We start from the raw sequence: 18771 nt of genomic DNA, 5'->3' as shown, positions 1-18771 counted from the left end.
GCGTCCTCCTGTGGCTTTGGGCGCACAATAGGCTTGCAAAAATCACCTGAACAGAGGCAGTTTCCCAAAAGCCGTTTTGCAAGGATGCAAAGCCCCCTGAAAGTACGCCTGTGGCCGATTGGGATGATCTGAAGGTGTTTCTGGCCGTCGCGCGCGGCGAAAGCCTGTCACGGGCGGGCAGGGTGCTCAAGCTGGACGCCGCCACCGTGGGCCGCCGCGTGGCGCGGCTGGAGCAGGCGCTGGACGCGCGGCTCTTTACCCGCTCGCCGCAGGGCTATGTGCTGACGGACGAGGGCGGGCGGCTGGTGGCCCATGCCGAAGCGATTGAAACTGCGATGGAACGCGCCGCCGAGACGCTGGCGGGACCGTCCGAGGGGATCAGCGGCCAGATCCGCATCGGTGCGCCGGATGGCTGCGCGAACTACCTGCTGCCGCAGGTGGTGGCCGGGATTGTTGCGCAAAATCCCGGGCTTGAGGTGCAGATCGTTGCCCTGCCGCGCGTTTTCAGCCTGTCCCGGCGCGAGGCGGATATGGTGATCGCGGTGTCAAAGCCCGAGCAGGGCCGGGTCATCGCCACCAAGATCACCGACTATCACCTGCATCTGGCGGCCTCGGACCGCTACCTGCGGGATGCGCCGCCGCTGGAGACGCTGGCGGATCTGCGCGCGCATCGGGTGATCGGCTATATCCCCGACATGATCTTTGACCGCGAACTGGATTATCTGGCCGATCTGGGCGTGGAACAGCCTCCGATGGCGTCCAATTCGGTCTCGGTGCAGCTGAACCTGATCCGGCAGGGCGCGGGCGTCGGCGTGGCGCATGATTTCGCGCTGCCTGCGGCGGCGGGGGTGCGGCGGGTTCTGACCTCAGACTTCAGCCTGACCCGCGCTTTCTGGCTAATCCGCCACGCCGACGACCGCAAACTGCCCCGTATCGAGCGCTTCGCCGCGGCGCTGGTCGCCGGAATGCGGGCCGAGATGCGGGCGCTGGAAGGTCAGTTGCAGGACGGGTAGGGCGGCTCTTCGCCGTCGGGGACGGTGCACAGATGGGCCTGCGTCAGCGCCTCGATCCGGGGCCGCCAGCGCGAGAAGTCCTCGCGGTCGAAGGCAGCCCGCGCGGGCGAGCGTTCGGCCCATTGCAGCGTATAGCTGTCGGTCGCGCCGACCATCACAAGGATCACCATTTCCTCGGCATGGTCGGTCCCGCGCACCTGCGAGCAGCCCATATAGGCGGCGAAGGCCGCGCGGGCGCCGTGTGCGCCAGTGATCGGCAAGGGCAGGGCGTCCACCTCGGTCGCGCAGTTGTCGCGGTAGCCGTTCAGGAAGTTCACCGCGATGTTTTCACCCAGTGAAGCGGCCTGATCGTCCCCATGGTTGGAGCCGACGGCCCGGTGCGCGGTGATGGTCTGCATTTGCTGCCAGTCTTCGACGCTCTGCCCCTCGGGCACCCATTCCATCAGGTAGAACCCGTCAGCGCGCTCGGCGTGAAAGGCGGGTTCGACGCCAAACACCAAGGGATGTGCCAGCACCTGACCATAAAGCTGTTCGCGCGCCAGCAGGGCGTCTTGTGCCTGAGCGGCCAGCGATGAGGCGGCAAGCACCGCGATGCTCAGAAATTTGGCGCGCATGACGTCCTCTAAATCTTGACCGGTCTAAAAGATTCGCTGGAAAACAAGTCTTGACAGAATCCCGTGCAAAGTGCCGACTGTAAAGGACAAACAGGGACAAGGAGGTGCCCCATGCTTGTCAGTCAAATCCTGAAATCCAAGGCTGAGGGGGTCGTGACCGTCGCCCCCAATGCCACGCTGCGCGAAGTTGTCGAGCTGCTCTCGACCCGGCGGATCGGCGCGGTGGTGGTGTCCAATGACGGCAAAAAGGTCAAGGGAATCGTATCCGAGCGCGATATCGTGCGCGAACTGGGTCGCTCTGGCCCCGCCTGTCTGGACGAGAAAGTCGACAAGGTGATGACCCGCGCGATCTATGGCTGCGCGCCTGCAGATTCGACGGACTCGGTGCTGGAAACCATGACCACCCGCCGCTTTCGCCATATGCCCGTCATGCAGGACAACCTGATGGTCGGCTTTATCTCGATCGGGGATGTCGTCGCGGCCCGTTTGAGCGAGTTGCAGATGGAAAAAGACGCGCTGACCGGGATGATCATGGGCAATTGAGCCCTTGCCGACGCGCCCGTGGCAGGGTGACGCCGGGCGCGTCGGCGGTTTTTCTGCGCTTGCATCTTTTCACGCAATATTGTTGCGTGGCGTCGCACACACATCCGCAAGGGGGACGCGATGCGTATTGGGCTTTATCCGGGGACATTTGACCCACTCACATTGGGACATATGGACATCATTACGCGTGCTTGCCCTATGGTGGACAGGTTGGTGATCGGCGTGGCGATCAACCGCGACAAGAGCCCGCTGTTCTCACTGGATGAGCGGGTGGCGATGGTCGAGGGTGAGACAGCGGCGCTGATCAAGAGCACCGGCGTCGAGATCGTTGTGCATCCGTTCGAGAACCTGCTGATCGATTGCGCCCGTGATGTGGGCGCGGGGATCATCATCCGCGGGCTGCGCGCCGTGGCGGATTTTGAGTATGAATTCCAGATGGTTGGTATGAACCGCGCGCTCGACGACAAGGTCGAGACCGTGTTCCTGATGGCTGACGCCCGCCGTCAGGCGATTGCCTCGAAGCTGGTCAAGGAGATCGCCCGGCTGGGCGGCGAGGTCAGTAAATTCGTGCCCGCGCCGGTCAATACCGCCCTGCGTGAGCGGTTTGGCCCGGCCATCGAACGCGCCCCTGCACCCTAGGCATCACTCTGTCGTCAGTGCGTCGGGGTCCAGGGCCACGCCGCGTTTGGCGGCGCTTTCGATGACGGCCTGACGCAGGCCTTTATCAGCCTTCATCATCTTGATAAACTGCGCCTCGTCCAGCGTCAGCAGGGTGCAGCGGGTGATCGCTGTGGTCTGGCCGCGCCGCAAGCCGCGTTTGAGCATGGCCAGATGCCCGAACATTTCGCCCGGTCCCAGCCGCAGCACCTGACCCGCGCGCACCTGCTCGACCGCGCCTGAGGAGATGAACCAGACCTTGCGCGGGATCTCGTCACGCTTGAGCAGCACGGTGCCGGGCGCGGCATAGATCGTGCGCATCTCGCGCATCAGCATCTTGCGGCGGTCCACCGGCATCTCGGCGAACAGCGGGAAGGTTGCGACCAGCGCCATGCGCTGAATGGCAAGGTCCAGCGTCGGCCGCTGCGATTGCGCACTGCGCCGCTTGGCGATGCCATTGGCCAGCGAATGGCGCAGCTCGGGACCGACCAGCCCGTCATCGACCAGCGCCGCGTATTCCCGCTCTTCCTGCGCCAGAACCATCTGGCGGATCAGGCGGCGCTCCAGTTCCTCGGCGTAGCCGGGGAATTGCAGACGCAGGCCGTCCAGCGCCCGATCCGCTTCGTCCATGCGGCGTTCGAGCAGGTCGTGCAGCAGGTCGCCGACGCGCTTGCCGTGAATGCGGCGGATGCGGGTATCAATGAAGCCGTGCAGTTCGCGCAGGGTCGGGGCAAGGGCGACGAGATGTTCAAAGCGATCAGCCGTCTGGCGCGCCAGCGGGCCGGTGATGCGCAGCCGGTTATGAAGGAAGGTCGCCAGCGCCTGCGCGCGGCCCGAGCGTTGGGTCAGCCGCGCCGTGGTCAGATAGCCCAGACGCCCCCCGTTGCGCGTGCCTTCGATCAGGCGGTCCGCGTCGGCGACCATCTGCGTCGCCAGCCGCGCAGGCAGCATCCCGTCCCTGAAGCCTTCCAGCACCAGATCACGCTCGCGCCCGGCCAGCGCCACCAGCCCCAGCGTGATGCGGTCACGGTCGGCGATCTCGGCCCCGGCGTCGGCGGCCTTGACCGCTTCGTCCACGCGTTCGGCAAAGCGTTTGGCCTCATCCCGCACAGTCTGCGGCGCCAGTCCGAAATCGCGCGCGGTGTCGCTGACCGTCTCGCGCACCGATTGCAACGCAACCGCGACAACCTGCGCCGAGAGCGCAACGTCTATGGCCGACAGTTTGTCCAGCCCCAGCCGGTTGATCACCCAGCGCAGCGTCGTACCCTGTACCATCAGGGTATAAAGCGTGAAGCCTGTGGCGATTATGCCGACCTGCCGCTTAATGTCGACGGGGATGCGGAAACTCTCGGTCACCGCCAGTGCCAGCGCCAGCGTTACCGCGCCGCGCAGACCGCCCCACAGGATCGCCGCGCGTTGTCGGCGCTCGACCTTGGGTGACAGTTTCAACTTGCCCAGCAGCGGTAGCAGGCCGAACAGAATCAGCGCCCGCGCGGCCAGCGAGGCCAGCACGGTGACGGCGACCAGCACCAGATCGAAGGGCCGCACATCCGACAACAGGCGCGGGATCAGGATGGCGGCCAGCACGAAGATCAGGCCACCGGACCAGTAGCCGAGCAGATCCCAGGTGTCCTCGAGCTTGGCGCGGCTGGGCGGCGACAGCGAGCCGGGCGCGTGGAAGTTCAGCGCCAGTCCGGCAGCCACCACGGCGATCACCCCCGACACGCCCAGCAGCGTTTCGGCGATGATATACGTCAGATACGGCAGCGCCACCGACAGCGAAACTTGCCCCAGCGGATGGTCATCAAGCCGAGCAAGGCCGGCCAGCGCCAGCCGCCCGGCGACCCAGCCGGTTACCGCACCCCCCACCACCAGCCACGGGAATTGCACGGCGACATCGCTGAGGCGCGGATTGGGAATGCCGTAGGCCACAAAGGCAAAGAACAGCGAAAACAACGCGATGGCGGCCGCGTCATTCAGCAGGCTTTCGCCTTCGACGATCCGGGCCAGTCGCTGGGGCGCAGGCGTGGCGCGGAAGATGCCGACAACGGCCGACGGGTCCGTGGTCGACACAATCGCGCCGATCATCAGGCAGGCCATGATCGGCAAGCCTGAAAGCGGGAACAGCGCCCAGCCCACGGCCATGGTGCTGACCACCACGGCGACGACGGCCAGCAGCAGGATTGGCACCCAGTCATCCAGCATCCGGCGCAGATCAATTGTCAGCGAGACCTGAAAGATCAGCGTCGGCAGGAAGACATACAAGAACAGGTTCGAGCGGATCGGCAGGTTCTGGATCATCTCGCCCGCCGCCTCAAGCATCGGCGAATCCGGCAAGGCCAGCACCGAGGCCGAAACCGCGCCGATGGCAATGCCCATCAGCGCCAGAACCACCGTAGCGGGCAGGCGCAGACGGTTGGCGACCGGCTCGGACAGGCCGATGATCGCAAAAAGAATGGCGGTGAGGGCGACAACGGCTACTAGGTCCATGTCCTTAAGATAAAAGCAAAACCCCCCGGCGCACAGTGGCCGGGGGGTCAAATTTAGGACAAGTTCTGCAACAATTGCGGATCAGGCAAGTTTCCCGATCACTGCCGCCGTATCGAGCATCCGGTTAGAGAAGCCCCACTCGTTGTCATACCATGCCAGAATGCGGACCATGGTGCCGCCCATCACCTTGGTCTGGTCCAACGCGACGATGGACGAGCGGCGGTCATGGTTGAAATCGATCGAGACATTCTTGAAGCCTGTGACACCCAGAATGCCCTTGAGCGGGCCTTCTGCGGCCGCGGCGCTGAGGGCTGCGTTGATCTCCTCAACCGTCGTCTCGCGAGAGGCTTCAAAGGTCAGATCCACCGCCGAGACGTTGGGCGTCGGCACGCGGATCGCCACACCGTCCAGCTTGCCGTCCAGCTCGGGCAGAACCAGCCCGACCGCTTTGGCCGCGCCGGTCGAGGTGGGGATCATCGACAGCGCCGCAGCACGGGCGCGGTAGAGATCCTTGTGCATCGTGTCCAGCGTCGGCTGATCGCCGGTATAGCTGTGGATCGTGGTCATGAAGCCCTTGGTGATGCCGACGGTGTCATTGAGCACCTTGGCCACGGGCGCCAGACAGTTGGTAGTGCAGGACGCGTTCGAGATGATCTTGTCCGCCGAAACCAGCGTGCCATCGTTGACACCGAACACGATTGTGCGGTCCGCGCCCTTGGACGGGGCCGAGACCAGCACGCGGGTCGCGCCATTCTCAAGGTGGATCCTGGCTTTCTCGGCGTCGGTAAAGATGCCGGTGCATTCGAGGACCACATCGACGTGTTTCCACGGCAGCTCTGCCGGATTGCGGATCGCGGTGACCTTGATCGGGCCGGCGCCCAGATCCATCCAGTCGTCGCCGGTGGTGACCTCACCGTCATAGCGGCCATGGACACTGTCAAAGCGGATCAGGTGAGCATTGGTTTCGACCGGGCCCAGATCGTTAATGGCAACGACCTCAAGATCGGTGCGCTTTTGGTCCATCAGGGCGCGCAGGACGAGGCGACCGATGCGGCCGAAACCGTTGATGGCAAGGGTGGTGGTCATGGTGCAACTCCTCGGTCCCCGGGGTTGAGCGAGCCAGGGCCTTTGTTTGCGCTAACAACACAGAATACCGCAAAAGTCAAGGTCGCGATGGCCGCAGCCGGGGTCCAGAGGTCAGGGTGCCTGTAAAATCAGCGCGGTTGCGTGACGATGATCGCGCCGCGATCGGTTGCCACCACGGTGTGTTCATACTGCACCACCGGCGCGCGCGGATCGCTGTAGAGCGTCCACGCGTCATCGCCCTGATCGGCCCAGAGCCCACCCTTGGACAGGAACGGCTCGACCGTCAGCACCAGCCCCTTGGTGATCCGACGCTTGTCGCGCGTCGGCCAGGTGGCGATCTCTTCGGGGTATTCGTGCAGGCTGCGCCCGACGCCGTGGCTGGCAAGGTTGCGGATCAGCGTATAGCCGCGCTGCTCGGCAAACTTGCCGATGGCATTGCCGATCCCGGCCAGCGGTTTGCCACTGCCGACCTGCGCGATGCCGATCTGCATGGCGCGCTTGCCATCGCGGCACAGCTGATCGAGCGAGGGTTTGACCGGCAGCAGGCGGAAGGTCGCGCCAGTATCGGCGAAAAACCCGTTCTTCGAGGCCGAGACGTCAATGTTCACCAGATCGCCCGCCACCAGAACCCGCTCGCCCGGAATGCCATGCGCGATCTCTTCGTTGACGCTGATGCAGGTCGCGCCGGGGAAGTCATAGGTGCTCTCGGGGGCCGACACCGCGCCGTCGCGCTCCAGCAGCCCGCGCCCGATGGCGTCCAGCTCGGCCGTGGTCATGCCCGGCTCCATCGCTTTGGCCATGGCGTGCATGGTGTTGGCGACGATACGGCCGATTTCTTTCAGGCCGTCGAGTTCGTCTTCCTGGGTGATGGTCATGATCGGGGTCTCACAGGCTGGGCGGGTCGGCCCCACACCTAGTGCCCCGCACACAAAAAGGCAAAGGCCCGTCCGGTGAGGGACGGGCCTGCAGGGTCTGCAAACGGGATCGGGTCAGATCAGGCGACCCATCGCGCCGGCGACATCGGCCATGCGGCACGAGAAGCCCCATTCGTTGTCATACCACGCCAGCACGCGCACCGTGCGGCCACCAATGACCTTGGTCTGGTCAGGGGCGAAGATCGACGAATAGGGCGTGTGGTTGAAGTCGATGGAGACCTTCGGCTCGGCGTCATAGGACAGCACTGCACCCATCGGACCGGCAGCCGCTTCGCGCATGATCTCGTTGATGTCGGCAACCGTCACGTCCTTGCCCGCCACAAAGGTCAGGTCCACAGCCGAGACGTTCGGCGTCGGCACGCGGATGGCCGAGCCGTCCAGCTTGCCCTTGAGTTCCGGCAGCACCTCGCCAATCGCCTTGGCAGCCCCGGTCGAGGTGGGGATCATCGCCATGGCAGCGGCGCGGGCGCGGTAGAGATCCTTGTGACGGCGGTCCAGCGTCGGCTGGTCGCCGGTGTAGCTGTGGATCGTGGTCATGATGCCCGATTCGATACCGACCGCATCGTTGAGCACCTTGGCCAGCGGAGCCAGACAGTTGGTCGTGCACGACCCGTTCGAGATCACCAGATGCTCATTCGTCAGCGTGCGGTGGTTGACGCCGTAGACGATGGTCTTGTCAGCGTTCTTGGCCGGGGCCGAGATCAGCACGCGCTTGGCACCGCGGGTCATGTGCACGGCGGCCTTGTCACGCTCATTGAAGTTGCCGGTGCATTCCAGAACGATATCGACGCCTTCCCAGTCCAGCTCTTGCGGATTGTAGGTCGACATGACGCGGATCGGACCCCGACCCAGATCCAGCGTGTTGCCCTCAACCCGGACGGTGCCGGGGAAGCGGCCATGCACACTGTCGTACTTCAGCAGATGCGCGTTGGTCTCAATCGGGCCGGTCGCGTTGATGGCGACGACTTCCACATCGTTGCGCGCACTTTCGGCAATATGGGCCAGCGTGCAACGGCCAATGCGACCGAAACCGTTGATGCCGATGGTGATGGTCATGGATCTGTCTCCGTCTGGTGTCGAACCGGGTGCGAAGGCGGGAGCAGAGAGGCAACCCGGGTACGAGTCCGCGTATGATGCTGCGCAATGTATACCTGCCCAAAGGTGGCATAGAAAGGGCGAAAAGCGATACTTCGCAAGGCGTTAGCGCAAACCATCGCAAATCTGCGGGTGTTTGCGATAACGATTTTCCGGGCGCGGCGGCAACAGGCGGCCCGGGATCGCATTGCAATGTGCGCGGGCCTCTCCTAAGAGGGCGGACGAAGTGAAACTCAACGAAGCGACGGACGCGCTGTGTTTGAAATCCTCGTCGGATTGTATTTATGCGTGGTCAACATCGCCGCCTATGTCGCCTTCGCGCGCGACAAGGCCGCGGCGATTGCCGGAGCGCGTCGCATTTCAGAGGACCGGCTGCTGGCGCTGGCGTTTCTGGGCGGCTCGATCGGGGCCAAGATCGCCCAGATGACCCTTCGCCACAAGATCCGCAAAGAGCCGTTTCGCCAGCAGCTTAACGGCATCCTTGCGGTCCAGATCGTCGCCATGGCTGCGATTTACTCGATCTCGTATCTGGCGCGCTGAGCGACAGCGCGCCTGCCGGTGTTACAGCGCGGCCGTCAGCACCTCGATGAACCGGGCAATATCCGCCTCGGTCGTTGACCACGAGGCCACCAGACGACATTGATGCGGATGATCGCCGCCCGCGCCTTGGGGCGGCGGGGCGGGCCAGTCGTAATAGACAGCCCCGGCAGCGCGCAGGGCGTCGTGCGCCTTGAGCGGGAATTCGGCGAACAGCATGTTGCCGCCGCGCGGGTGTAGCAGCCGCACACCGGCTTTCGTCAGGCCCGCTTCCAGCGCCTCAGCCCGTGCGTTGGCGGTGCGGGCCAGATCCAGCCACAAATCGTCGGTCAGATAGGCGTCCATCTGCGCGGACAGGAAGCGGTGTTTCGAGAAAAGATGCCCGCCGCGCTTGCGCCGCAGTTCGAATTCCCAGGCCTTGGCAGGGTCGAAGAAGATCACCGCCTCAACGCCCAGCAACCCGTTCTTGGTGCCGCCGAAGCTGAGCACATCGACGCCCGCTTTCCACGTCATCTCGGCAGGCGTGCAGCCCTCGGCCACCAGCGCATTGGCAAAGCGCGCGCCGTCCATGTGAACGGGCAGGCCCTTGGCCTTGGCGATGGCGGCCAGCCGCGTCACCTCGGCTACCGTATAGCGCGCGCCGCGTTCGGTCAGGTTGGTCAGGCTGAGCAGGCCGGGCTGCACATGGTGCACCCCCTCGGCGGCATTGGTCAGTGTGGTTTCAAGGGCTTGTGCGTCGATCTTGGCATGCTCGCCGTCCACCAGGGACAGCTTGGCGTTGCTGTAGAACTCGGGCGCGTTGCACTCGTCTTCCTCGATATGCGCGTGGCGGTGGCAGTAGACCGCGCTCCACGGCTGCACATAGGTGGCGATGGCCAGCGAATTGGCGCTGGTGCCGGTGGCAACCAAGAACACCGCCGCATCGGGCGCTTCAAACAGCGTGCGGATCTTCGCCTGCACTTGCTGCATCAGGTCGTCAGCGCCGTAGCCCAATGAGAACCCGTCATTAACGCGACCCAGAGCGGCCAGAACCTGCTCGGGCACGCCCGAAGTGTTGTCGGATGCCAGAAACATCAGATCTCCTCGTCGATGATGTAATCTTCCCAATCGTCGTCGGCGACGTCGTATTCGCTGACCGTCTCTTCGCGCACCGAAATCCCCGCCCGGTGAACCGAGTCCGGATCGCCGCTGATCAGCGGGTGCCACGCTTCCAGCGGGCGGCCCTCATTCAGACGGCGATAGGCGCAGCTGCGCGGCATCCAGTAGCTGATGTCCTTCAGCGTGTCGGGGGTCAGCATGACGCATTCCGGCACGATGGATTTGCGATTCGCGTAGTTGCCGCATTGGCAGCTTTTGTCGTCGAAGAGACGGCAGGCGATGCGGGTGAAGAACACTTCACCGGTGTCGGCGTCCTCCAGCTTGTTCAGACAGCATTTGCCGCAGCCGTCACACAGCGCTTCCCATTCCGGAAGCGTCATCTTGGACAGGGGCACGGTTTCCCAGAAACGGGGGCGCAGGGCAGAGGGCGTGTTCATGCCGCGACCCTAGACCTTCACGCGCGAAACAAAAAGGGGGCCTCAGAGCGTGAACCGCATCAGCGGACGGTTAGGCTTTTGCCGCGCGACGGTCTCGAACCCGGCTTTCTCAAAGACCGAGGTCGAGCCGACAAACAGCCCGATGCTCTTGGACCGCTTCGCCTGATCCATCGGGCTGGCCTCAAGCACCCGCGCGCCATTGGCACGGGCATGGTCGATCCCGGCGGCGACAAGCGCGTGCGACAGACCCTGTCCGCGGTGCTTGGTGTGCAGGAAAAAGCAGGTGATCGCCCAGACACCCGGGTCATCGGCGGGCGCGTCGGGCAGGGGGGTGGAGCTGCGGCGCGGGTTGTTCCATTCGGGCACCAGCGCGCGCGGGCCGATCTGCATCCAGCCGACCGGCGCGCCGTCACGGTAGAGGATCAGGCCGGGCGGCGGCCCTTCGGCCACGATGTTCAGGAACAGATCGCGCCGTTCGTCCGGCGTGCTGGCCTGCCGCGCCTTCGGGCTCATCATGAACGCTGTGCACCAGCAGCCGTAACAAGCGCCCGAGGGGCCCATGACCGTCTGGAAATCCGCTGACAGATCAGGCGTCAGCGGGCGGATGACAGTGGCATTGGACATGGGCATCCCTTTCAGTTGCCGTGACAACCAGAGATTATTCGCAAACCAAGGTTAGTTTGCTAATGCCACCATGGGATCACAGGTAATGATAGACATACCCAGTCTGAGAATTCGCTTAGACATCGATAGCGCACGGAAATTTTGTGTGTAAAGCTTGGCGACCTACAGGCAAACGCCCAGCGGTCCTTGGTATCGTAAGGGCGCAGAGCTTTTCGATATTGAGTTGACGCGATTGGGAATCGCCTGTTTCATTTCTATGAACTCAACGAGACGAGGAATTTACAATGCGGCTTTCGACAATTGTTTTTGCGTGTTTGGCTTTCTTGGGAACTGGCACGGTGTCTCTCGCCGATGCAAACCTCACGATTCGTTATCGAGACAGCGTTACCCTGAATGTCGGCCAAAGCGTCGTCATCCATGGAATGCGTGCTAATTGCGGCGAGACACCACGGCAGAGCAGTTTTCGTCCCCCGGCTTCATCACTTGGCCATTTTTCGTTAGGGCGCACCGGTGTTAGGCAAAGCAGATCGTGCGGTGGGTCGACGCCAGCAATTGAGGTGATCTTTACCGGCGATCGTGTTGGTCGGGAAACGATCGAACTCTTCGATGACCCCATTCAGATCCGGGTTCGATAATCGACAGGTCTGCATCTTTTCGGCGATATTGTTTCTCATAAGGATCAACCGTTGATCAGGATCGCTCGCGCTTGTTCGCTGTCAGCGTCCATCTGGGCGATCAGCGCGTCGAGCCCGTCGAACTTGGCCTCGGACCGCAGGTATTCGACCAAAGCGACGCTCAGATGCTGGCCATAGAGATCGCCAGTGAAATCAAAAAGATGCACCTCGAAGTTCGGCGTGTTCTCGCCAAACATCGGGCGCACACCCAGACTGGCCACGCCGTCATAGAACCCGCGATGCTCGCCGCTCAGCACCTCGACCTTGACGGCGTAGACGCCCAGCTTGGGCAGGTGGAGGCCCTCGACGGCCATATTCGCCGTCGGATAGCCCAGCGCGCGGCCGCGCTTTTCGCCGTGCAGAACCTCGCCGTCGATGCGGTGGTAATGGCCCAGCATGTCAGCGGCATCGCGCACGCGGCCGTCGCCCAGCGCCGCGCGGATCGCGGTCGAGGAAATCGCCCCCTCATCCCCGCCGACCAAAGGCTGGATCGTCACTTCGAAGCCAAAGCGTTTGCCATCCTCGCGCAGGGTCTGCGCGGTGCCGGCGCGGCCCTTGCCGAAGCAGAAATCGGCACCGACAACGACATGCTTGATCCCCAGCCCTTCGGCCAGCACCTGCCGCGCGAAGTCCTCGGGCGTGAGCGAAGCCAGATCGCGGGTGAAGGGCAGCTCGTACAGGAACGCGACCCCCAGCTTGGCCAGCCGGTTGGAGCGCGCTTCGGCGTTCATCAGCCGGAAGGGCGGCGCATCGGGGGCAAAGACCTGACGCGGATGCGGCTCGAAGGTCACGATGCCCAGCGGCATATCGGGGCGGCGGGCGGCGTCGATCACGGCCTGATGGCCCCGGTGGACCCCGTCGAAATTGCCCATCGCGACCGAGGCGCCTTTCAGCGCCGCGTCCAGTCCGCTCCAGGTGGTGATGTGTTTCATGCTGCCCCGCGGCGCTTGCCGCGCGGTCGCGGCGTCAGTCGAATTTGCGGCTTGGCGCCAGAACCAGCGCGTCGCCTTTCAGAACGGTGGTATTGCCCACCGAGCACCGACAATCAAGGGTAACCCGGCGCCTGGCGTAGTCGATCTCGCGCACCGTGACCTCGGCCAGCACCACATCGCCGGGGCGCACGGGCGCAAGGAACTTGAGGTTCTGGCCCATGTAGATGGTGCCATGTCCCGGCAATTGCTCGCCAATCACCGCTGAAATCAGGCCCGCCGTCAGCATCCCATGCGCGATGCGCCCCTCGAAAATCGTGTCGCGGGCGTAGTCGTCATCCAGATGCACCGGGTTGTGGTCGGTCGAGACCTCGGCGAACAGTGCGATGTCGCGGTCGGTGATTTCCTTGCGCAGATAGCGCATGAGGCCGACCTCAAGATCCTCGATGCAGATCGTGCCGCGGGGCAGGTTATCCTTGGGGCGACTGTCGAGCATGGCGCGGGTTCCGTTGTTATGTCCCATTTTCGGGTCTCACAGGGGATGTTGCAGCGCAGCATAGCGGGTTTGCCGGGCTGACGCAAGCCAGCAAGTAATTATTGTGCGCAAAATCACTGGCGGAGGCAATTTAATTACGCAGAGAATCTGCCTGCTTTACTTAATAGGTGAAGCAAGCCCGCGCCCTGTGGCCTTTGCCCCCCATTCCCGCTAGCCATCCGGCAGATCGAGCAGGGAGGGGCCCGTGACCAGCCGAGACAAGACAGCCTGGGGTGCCGTGGCGATCATCACACTGGCCGGGGCAATGGCCTCGGCGCAGGTGGGCAAGCTGCCGCCGGCACTGCCGCTGATCCGGTCTGACATGGGATTCGGGCTGATCGCCGGTGGGTTCGTGCTGTCGCTGTTCAACGTGCTGGGCATGACCATTGCCGTGCTGCTCGGCGGTCTGGCCGAGCGGGCAGGGCGGCAGCGTCTGGTGGCCCTGGGCTTTGGCCTCGTTGTCGCGGGCGGCATTCTGGGCGCGCTGTCGCCCAATCTGGTCTGGCTGATGGTCAGCCGTCTGGTCGAAGGCGTCGGTTTTGTTGCCGTCACGGTATCGTTGCCCTACGCGATGGTTTCCGCCGCAGCGCCACGGGATCAGGGCATGGTGTTGGGGATCTGGAGCATTTACCACCCCTTCGGGATGGCGTTGACCATGCTCGCCTCGCCGGTCCTGCTGCATCTCTTCGGCTGGCGCGGCGTCTGGTGGCTGATCGCGGCGCTCTGCCCGTTCGTGGCCTGGGCCGCGCTGCGTCAGATGAAGCGGCTGGACCTGCCCGCGCCCAACCGCGCCCCCTTCCTGCCGCTGGCGCTTGAGGCGCTGCGCACGCGGGGCTTCCAGCTGATTGCTCTGGTTTTCTTTGCCTATGCGTTCCAGTGGGTGACACTGATGGCCTGGCTGCCGACTTTTCTTACCGAGAGCTTCAACGCCGATCTTGGCTTCGCCGCGCTGATGACCGCGCTGGTGGTGCTGATCAACGTGCCCGGCTGCCTGTTCGGCGGCGCGCTGATCCGCCGGGGCTGGAACCCCGGTCCGATGATCCTGATCGCCACCGGGGTTATGGCGGCCTGTACGCTGGGGATCTTCCTGCCCGGCCCGTCGGTGGGCATGCGGGTGGCGCTGTGTCTGGTGTTCTCGTTTGCAGGCGGGCTGATCCCGCCCGCCCTGTTCACCTGCGTTCCGCGCTATACGCCCAGCCTGCGCCATATCAGTGCGGGCAACGGGATGTTGATGCAGGGCTCGTCCATGGGGCAGTTCATCGGCGCACCGCTGGTTGCCGCCTCGGTGTCGTTCGGCGGCGGCAACTGGGTCTATGCGCTGGGGCCGATGATGGGCTTTTGCGCGCTGACGGCGGTGGGCGGCATCCTGTTGGGCCGCTTGCGCCCGCCGTCAGACGTTCTGGGTTAACCGCGCAGGGACTTGAGCGCGCCGGTCCATTTGACCAGTTCGTCCAGCATCAGGTTGGCGCCTTCGACCATCTTTTCGTTGGCGTCAAAGCGGCCATCGTCGGTGATGTGGTTGGTGAACAAGGGCAGTGGCACGCTCTGGGCCAGCGGCATGACGCTCTGGTTGACCAGCAGACCGCGCAGCACTTCCATCGAGCGCAGGCCGCCCGAAATGCCGCCATAGCTGACGACGCCGGCGGCCTTGTATTTCCATTCCCGGCTCAGACACTGGATCGCGTTAACCAGCGAGGCAGGGGCGAAAAAGTCATATTCCGGCGTCACGAAGATAAAGGCGTCGGCTTCACCGATCACCGCGCTCCAGCGCTTGGTGTGGTCGTGCTGGTAGTCTTGCATCGCCGGATGCTTGGGCTCATCGAGCAGCGGCAGGTCCATATCGGCAAGGTCGACAAGGCTGACGTCAAACGCGCCATGCGCCCGCGCGACAGTGTCGATCCATTGCGCCACGACAGGGCCTTTACGGCCGGGGCGGGTCGATCCGATGATGATCTTGAGGGAATGGGTCATTGGGGCTCCAAGGTCAGGAAAGGTCAGTTGCGCTGAAAGTGTAGCGCCGTCTTGGGATGAGATAGGCCGCTTGCGGGTGGTCTCAAGCGCAGCGGGCGATGCTTAGCGCAGACGCCCGATGGTGTAGCGCGGGTGCAGGTCTTCGGCTTCCAGCCAGGCGGTCAGCAGGGCAGGATCGGGATTCTCGACATCCGGGCCAAAGCGATCGGCTTCCAGCCCGCCGGTGACGAAGAGCGCGTCGATGCCTTCGCCCTGCGCGCCGCGCAAATCGGTGCGGATCCCGTCGCCGATGGCAAGGATCGCGTCATTCTCATAGGTGATGCCCTTGGCCGCCAGCGCGTTGCGCGCGACGTCATAGACGGGGGGATGCGGCTTACCGAAGGACAGCACCTCGCCGCCCATCTCCTCATAGAGCTGCGCAAGGGCGCCGGCGCAAATGATGCGCTGCTCGCCCAGATCCACGACCAGATCGGGGTTGGCGCAGAGCATCTTCAGACCGCGCGTCTTGGCGGCAAGGAAGCGGCCGCGGTAATCCTCGGGCGTGTCGTTGAACTCGTCGAACGGGCCGGTGCAAATGATGCCCTCGGCTTGCTCAAACGGTACACGCTCGATGGCAGGCTGGTCCTGCAGCCAGTCGGGGATGATGGAAAACAGATCCTCATCCTTGCCCGGCCCCAGATGCCACAGCTTGCGACCGGCAGCGCCTTGCAGCATCGCGATCTGCGTCGCGTCGCCCGAGGCGGCGATGGCATCATAGGCATCCTCAGGCAGGCCCATCTGGTCGAGCCGACGCTTGACGGCGTGCTTGGTGCGCGGGGCGTTGGTCAGCAGAACCACAGCGCCGCCTTTGGCCCGAAACGCCTGCAGGGCGGAAACCGCCTGCGGGAACAAGGCCTTGCCATTATGCAGGCACCCCCAGAGATCGCAGTAAAGCACATCATACGGTGCCGAAATCTCAAAAAGCGAGGCGATCACATCAGTCACGGGCAGTCCTTTCACGGTTTCGGCGCAGAGCACCGGGCGCTGGCATTGACGGCAGGCAGAGTGGGTTTATCCTCAGCGACACATCGGGGCAACGGCTCAGCTTTGCCCCACCCAAGAACAAGGGAACGCAATGCAAGACCCGATAGATCCCGTCAAACTCGACAGACTGGCCGAAGTGGCCGTGCGCGTCGGGCTCAACCTGCAACCGGGGCAGGACCTGGTCCTGACGGCGCCGGTCGGCGCGCTGCCGCTGGTGCGGCGCATCGCCGAGCACGCCTACAAGGCGGGCGCGGGGCTGGTCACGCCGATCCTGTCCGACGATCAGGTGACGCTGGCGCGCTACGCCCATGCGCGCGATGAGTCGTTCGATGCGGCGGCGGGCTGGCTGTTTGACGGCATGGCTGCGGCCTATGACAAGGGCGCGGCACGGCTGGCGATCGCCGGGGGCGACCCGATGCTGCTGTCGGAACAAGACCCGGACAAGGTCGCCCGCGCCAACCGGGCGATGGCCATGGCCTATTCGGGCGCGCGTGACCGGATCACCCGCTTTGCGACGAACTGGACGATTGTCGCCTGGCCGGATGCAGCCTGGGCACGGCTGGTTTCGCCCGAGTTGAGCGAGCACGACGCGCAGCGGCGGCTGGCCGAGGCGATCTTTGCCGCCTCGCGCGTCGATGACGACGGCGCTGTCGAGAACTGGCTGAGCCATAACGCGGAACTGGGGCGTCGGTCGGCGTGGCTGGACGGCCAGAACTTTTCCGCTCTGCATTACACCGGGCCGGGGACCGATCTGACAATCGGTCTGGCCGACGGGCACAAATGGGTGGCAGGCGCGACCGAGACCACCAGTGGCATCCTGTGCAACCCCAATATCCCGACCGAAGAGGTCTTCACCACGCCGCACCGGCTGCGGGTGAGCGGCACGGTTTGCGCGACGAAACCACTGTCGCATCAGGGCACGCTGATCGAGAATATCGCCGTGCGGTTCGAGGACGGGCGCATCGTCGAGGCCAAGGCAACCAAAGGCGAAGCCGTGCTGCAAAAAGTGCTCGACACCGATGAAGGCGCGCGGCGGCTGGGTGAGGTGGCGCTGGTGCCCCACGGCTCACCGATCTCGCAATCGGGCATGCTGTTCTACAACACCCTCTTCGACGAAAACGCCGCCTCGCATATCGCGCTGGGGCAGTGCTATTCGACCTGCTTCCACGGCGGCGACAAGATGGACAACGACGAGGTTGCGCGCCGCGGCGGCAATGCCTCGGCGATCCATATCGACTGGATGATCGGCTCGGGTCAGATCGACATCGACGGCATCAGCCAAAGCGGCGAGCGCGTGCCGGTGATGCGCAAGGGCGAATGGGCGTGACCCGGCGCCGGGGGGCTGCCGCCCCCCGGACCCCCTGCTTCAAGGGGGACGCACGCGCCCCCCTTGAAAATCCCCCCGTGGATATTTGAAGCATAAAGTTGCGCAGCCCGCGCCCGATTCTTTCAACTTTATGCTCTAAATATCCCGGGGGGAGCGCGGAACGCGCGTGGGGGGCAGCGCCCCCCGGCGGCGCGAAGGGGCTCGATGCCCCTGAGCGCCGCACCTGCCTGCGCTCACAGCGACAGTGAGGGGATGATCTGTTTCTTGCGGCTCATGATGCCCGGCAGCACGACGGTGTCACCCGTGACCGTCGCACCGAAGCTTTTCTCGGCCATTTCCTTGACCAGCGCGTTGGGGACCAGAAGCGTCGCTTCTTCGTTCAGGATGTCGATGACAAACAGCAGCACCTGATCCGCGCCGTCTTCCTTGGCGACGTCGATCATCGAGGCCATCAGGCTGGCTTTGCGATCGAGGATCAGTTTGGGCGCCGTGGTTTCCAGCACCGAGATCCGCAGCTCCTTGCCTGCGACGGTGTATTCCTTGCTGTCCATGCGCAGCAGGGCGGCGTCGGAAAAGCCAGAGACATCCGATTTCGCCTCGAACATCGCCGTCGCCAGCGCATTCAGGTCAACGCCCAGATCCGCCCCCAGCTTCTCGGCCACCGCCCGGTCATGCGCCGTCGTGGTGGGCGAGCGGAATTCCAGCGTGTCGGACAGGATGCACGACAGCATCGCGCCCTTGATGCCGCGCGGCGCGCGGGCGAGGTCGTCGCCCATCAGGTCATGCAAAATCGTCGCCGTGCAGGCCAGCGGGCGCACGGTGATTTCGATCGGTCCGTTGGTTTCCAGCCCGCCGACCAGTTTATGGTGGTCGATGATGGCAAGGATGTCGGCTTTGTTGATCCCCTCGGGCAGCTCGGCCGGGTTGTTGGTATCGACGATCACCACCGGTGCGCCGGCCTCGACGCCGGCGATGATCTCGGGCTTGGGCAGATCCCAGTGCTTGAGAACAAAGGCCGCTTCGGTGTTCGGCTCGCCCAGCAGCACGGGTTTGGCGGGGGTGCCCTTGATCTCGCTCAGATACCAGGCCCAGGCGATGGGCGAACCGGTCGAGTCGGTGTCGGGGGATTTGTGGCCAAAAACCTGAATCGTCATGTGAAGTGTCCCGTGCGCTGCGGCGAATT

The 18771-nt window shown here is 64.1% G+C and carries 19 protein-coding genes; 6 read left to right on the top strand and 13 right to left on the bottom strand.

Annotated features, from left to right (window positions below; all coding sequences use genetic code 11):
- Positions 1-110: 110 nt before the first annotated feature.
- Entirely contained in the window at positions 111-1013 is a 903-nt protein-coding gene (locus EAE28_RS14270) for a LysR family transcriptional regulator (RefSeq protein ID WP_127107415.1), read from the top strand.
- Here EAE28_RS14270 and EAE28_RS14265 read toward each other — a convergent pair.
- Positions 995-1627: a hypothetical protein gene (locus tag EAE28_RS14265; protein WP_127107413.1), complete on the bottom strand. Its 633-nt coding sequence runs from the start codon at positions 1625-1627 to the stop codon at positions 995-997. The genes EAE28_RS14270 and EAE28_RS14265 overlap by 19 nt on opposite strands.
- A gap of 111 nt (positions 1628-1738) precedes the next feature.
- Here EAE28_RS14265 and EAE28_RS14260 point away from each other — a divergent pair, with 111 nt between their 5' ends.
- Both EAE28_RS14260 and coaD read left to right on the top strand, forming a co-directional pair.
- A complete protein-coding gene (locus EAE28_RS14260; protein ID WP_127107411.1) occupies positions 1739-2170 on the top strand; it encodes a CBS domain-containing protein in 432 nt (143 codons plus the stop codon).
- A 120-nt stretch (positions 2171-2290) separates the two neighbouring features.
- Positions 2291-2809 (top strand): pantetheine-phosphate adenylyltransferase, encoded by a 519-nt coding sequence (coaD, locus tag EAE28_RS14255; protein ID WP_127107409.1) that lies wholly within the window; start codon positions 2291-2293, stop codon positions 2807-2809.
- A gap of 3 nt (positions 2810-2812) precedes the next feature.
- Here the strand turns inward: coaD and EAE28_RS14250 are convergent, their stop codons facing one another.
- The 4 genes from EAE28_RS14250 to gap (EAE28_RS14235) all read right to left on the bottom strand — a co-directional run bounded on the left by EAE28_RS14250 (position 2813) and on the right by gap (EAE28_RS14235) (position 8394).
- Positions 2813-5317 carry a cation:proton antiporter gene (locus tag EAE28_RS14250; RefSeq protein WP_127107407.1) on the bottom strand — a complete coding sequence of 835 codons (2505 nt, stop codon included), beginning with the start codon at positions 5315-5317 and terminating at the stop codon, positions 2813-2815.
- 81 nt (positions 5318-5398) lie between these two features.
- Positions 5399-6403: a type I glyceraldehyde-3-phosphate dehydrogenase gene (gap, locus tag EAE28_RS14245; protein ID WP_127107405.1), complete on the bottom strand. Its 1005-nt coding sequence runs from the start codon at positions 6401-6403 to the stop codon at positions 5399-5401.
- Between the two features lie 128 nt (positions 6404-6531).
- On the bottom strand, positions 6532-7278 hold the full coding sequence (map, locus tag EAE28_RS14240; protein WP_127107403.1) for a type I methionyl aminopeptidase: 747 nt from the start codon (positions 7276-7278) through the stop codon (positions 6532-6534).
- Positions 7279-7392: 114 nt separating this feature from the next.
- A complete protein-coding gene (gap, locus tag EAE28_RS14235; protein ID WP_127107401.1) occupies positions 7393-8394 on the bottom strand; it encodes a type I glyceraldehyde-3-phosphate dehydrogenase in 1002 nt (333 codons plus the stop codon).
- Between the two features lie 294 nt (positions 8395-8688).
- Here gap (EAE28_RS14235) and EAE28_RS14230 point away from each other — a divergent pair, with 294 nt between their 5' ends.
- Positions 8689-8973 (top strand): DUF1294 domain-containing protein, encoded by a 285-nt coding sequence (locus tag EAE28_RS14230; protein WP_127107399.1) that lies wholly within the window; start codon positions 8689-8691, stop codon positions 8971-8973.
- A 21-nt stretch (positions 8974-8994) separates the two neighbouring features.
- Here the strand turns inward: EAE28_RS14230 and EAE28_RS14225 are convergent, their stop codons facing one another.
- The 5 genes from EAE28_RS14225 to EAE28_RS14205 form a co-directional block, all read right to left on the bottom strand.
- Complete coding sequence (locus EAE28_RS14225) at positions 8995-10044, bottom strand: threonine aldolase family protein (RefSeq protein ID WP_127107397.1); 1050 nt, start codon at positions 10042-10044, stop codon at positions 8995-8997.
- Positions 10044-10505 (bottom strand): YcgN family cysteine cluster protein, encoded by a 462-nt coding sequence (locus EAE28_RS14220; RefSeq protein WP_127107395.1) that lies wholly within the window; start codon positions 10503-10505, stop codon positions 10044-10046. Before EAE28_RS14220 ends, EAE28_RS14225 begins: the two co-directional genes overlap by 1 nt.
- 42 nt (positions 10506-10547) lie before the next feature.
- A complete protein-coding gene (locus EAE28_RS14215; protein ID WP_127107393.1) occupies positions 10548-11129 on the bottom strand; it encodes a GNAT family N-acetyltransferase in 582 nt (193 codons plus the stop codon).
- 679 nt (positions 11130-11808) lie between these two features.
- Positions 11809-12735 (bottom strand): bifunctional riboflavin kinase/FAD synthetase, encoded by a 927-nt coding sequence (locus EAE28_RS14210; RefSeq protein ID WP_127107391.1) that lies wholly within the window; start codon positions 12733-12735, stop codon positions 11809-11811.
- Between the two features lie 34 nt (positions 12736-12769).
- On the bottom strand, positions 12770-13255 hold the full coding sequence (locus tag EAE28_RS14205) for a MaoC family dehydratase (RefSeq protein ID WP_281279600.1): 486 nt from the start codon (positions 13253-13255) through the stop codon (positions 12770-12772).
- A gap of 217 nt (positions 13256-13472) precedes the next feature.
- Between EAE28_RS14205 and EAE28_RS14200 the strand changes: the two genes are divergently transcribed.
- Positions 13473-14675, top strand: a complete 1203-nt coding sequence (locus EAE28_RS14200; RefSeq protein WP_127107387.1) for an MFS transporter — start codon at positions 13473-13475, stop codon at positions 14673-14675.
- Here EAE28_RS14200 and EAE28_RS14195 read toward each other — a convergent pair.
- Both EAE28_RS14195 and EAE28_RS14190 read right to left on the bottom strand, forming a co-directional pair.
- Positions 14672-15238 (bottom strand): NADPH-dependent FMN reductase, encoded by a 567-nt coding sequence (locus EAE28_RS14195; protein ID WP_127107385.1) that lies wholly within the window; start codon positions 15236-15238, stop codon positions 14672-14674. The genes EAE28_RS14200 and EAE28_RS14195 overlap by 4 nt on opposite strands.
- Positions 15239-15340: 102 nt before the next feature.
- Complete coding sequence (locus EAE28_RS14190) at positions 15341-16222, bottom strand: TIGR01459 family HAD-type hydrolase (protein WP_127107383.1); 882 nt, start codon at positions 16220-16222, stop codon at positions 15341-15343.
- A gap of 130 nt (positions 16223-16352) precedes the next feature.
- On the opposite strand from EAE28_RS14190, the gene EAE28_RS14185 reads away from it, so the two are divergent.
- Positions 16353-17588, top strand: coding sequence for an aminopeptidase (locus EAE28_RS14185; RefSeq protein ID WP_127107381.1), 1236 nt, complete (start codon positions 16353-16355; stop codon positions 17586-17588).
- A 233-nt stretch (positions 17589-17821) separates the two neighbouring features.
- On the opposite strand, the gene EAE28_RS14180 is transcribed toward EAE28_RS14185, so the two are convergent.
- Positions 17822-18742: a manganese-dependent inorganic pyrophosphatase gene (locus EAE28_RS14180; RefSeq protein ID WP_127107379.1), complete on the bottom strand. Its 921-nt coding sequence runs from the start codon at positions 18740-18742 to the stop codon at positions 17822-17824.
- Positions 18743-18771: the final 29 nt, after the last annotated feature.

Origin of the sequence: Pararhodobacter zhoushanensis (genome assembly GCF_003990445.1) — a bacterium.
Taxonomy (GTDB): domain Bacteria; phylum Pseudomonadota; class Alphaproteobacteria; order Rhodobacterales; family Rhodobacteraceae; genus Pararhodobacter; species Pararhodobacter zhoushanensis.
This window is presented reverse-complemented; position numbering and strand designations above follow the sequence as displayed.

Coding starts and splice junctions, on each gene's coding strand:
- EAE28_RS14265 (WP_127107413.1), bottom strand. CDS start 1,627: ATGCGCGCCAAATTTCTGAGCATCGCGGTGCTTGCCGCCTCATCGCTG.
- EAE28_RS14260 (WP_127107411.1), top strand. CDS start 1,739: ATGCTTGTCAGTCAAATCCTGAAATCCAAGGCTGAGGGGGTCGTGACC.
- coaD (WP_127107409.1), top strand. CDS start 2,291: ATGCGTATTGGGCTTTATCCGGGGACATTTGACCCACTCACATTGGGA.
- EAE28_RS14250 (WP_127107407.1), bottom strand. CDS start 5,317: ATGGACCTAGTAGCCGTTGTCGCCCTCACCGCCATTCTTTTTGCGATC.
- gap (WP_127107405.1), bottom strand. CDS start 6,403: ATGACCACCACCCTTGCCATCAACGGTTTCGGCCGCATCGGTCGCCTC.
- map (WP_127107403.1), bottom strand. CDS start 7,278: ATGACCATCACCCAGGAAGACGAACTCGACGGCCTGAAAGAAATCGGC.
- gap (WP_127107401.1), bottom strand. CDS start 8,394: ATGACCATCACCATCGGCATCAACGGTTTCGGTCGCATTGGCCGTTGC.
- EAE28_RS14225 (WP_127107397.1), bottom strand. CDS start 10,044: ATGTTTCTGGCATCCGACAACACTTCGGGCGTGCCCGAGCAGGTTCTG.
- EAE28_RS14220 (WP_127107395.1), bottom strand. CDS start 10,505: ATGAACACGCCCTCTGCCCTGCGCCCCCGTTTCTGGGAAACCGTGCCC.
- EAE28_RS14215 (WP_127107393.1), bottom strand. CDS start 11,129: ATGTCCAATGCCACTGTCATCCGCCCGCTGACGCCTGATCTGTCAGCG.
- EAE28_RS14210 (WP_127107391.1), bottom strand. CDS start 12,735: ATGAAACACATCACCACCTGGAGCGGACTGGACGCGGCGCTGAAAGGC.
- EAE28_RS14205 (WP_281279600.1), bottom strand. CDS start 13,255: ATGGGACATAACAACGGAACCCGCGCCATGCTCGACAGTCGCCCCAAG.
- EAE28_RS14195 (WP_127107385.1), bottom strand. CDS start 15,238: ATGACCCATTCCCTCAAGATCATCATCGGATCGACCCGCCCCGGCCGT.
- EAE28_RS14185 (WP_127107381.1), top strand. CDS start 16,353: ATGCAAGACCCGATAGATCCCGTCAAACTCGACAGACTGGCCGAAGTG.
- EAE28_RS14180 (WP_127107379.1), bottom strand. CDS start 18,742: ATGACGATTCAGGTTTTTGGCCACAAATCCCCCGACACCGACTCGACC.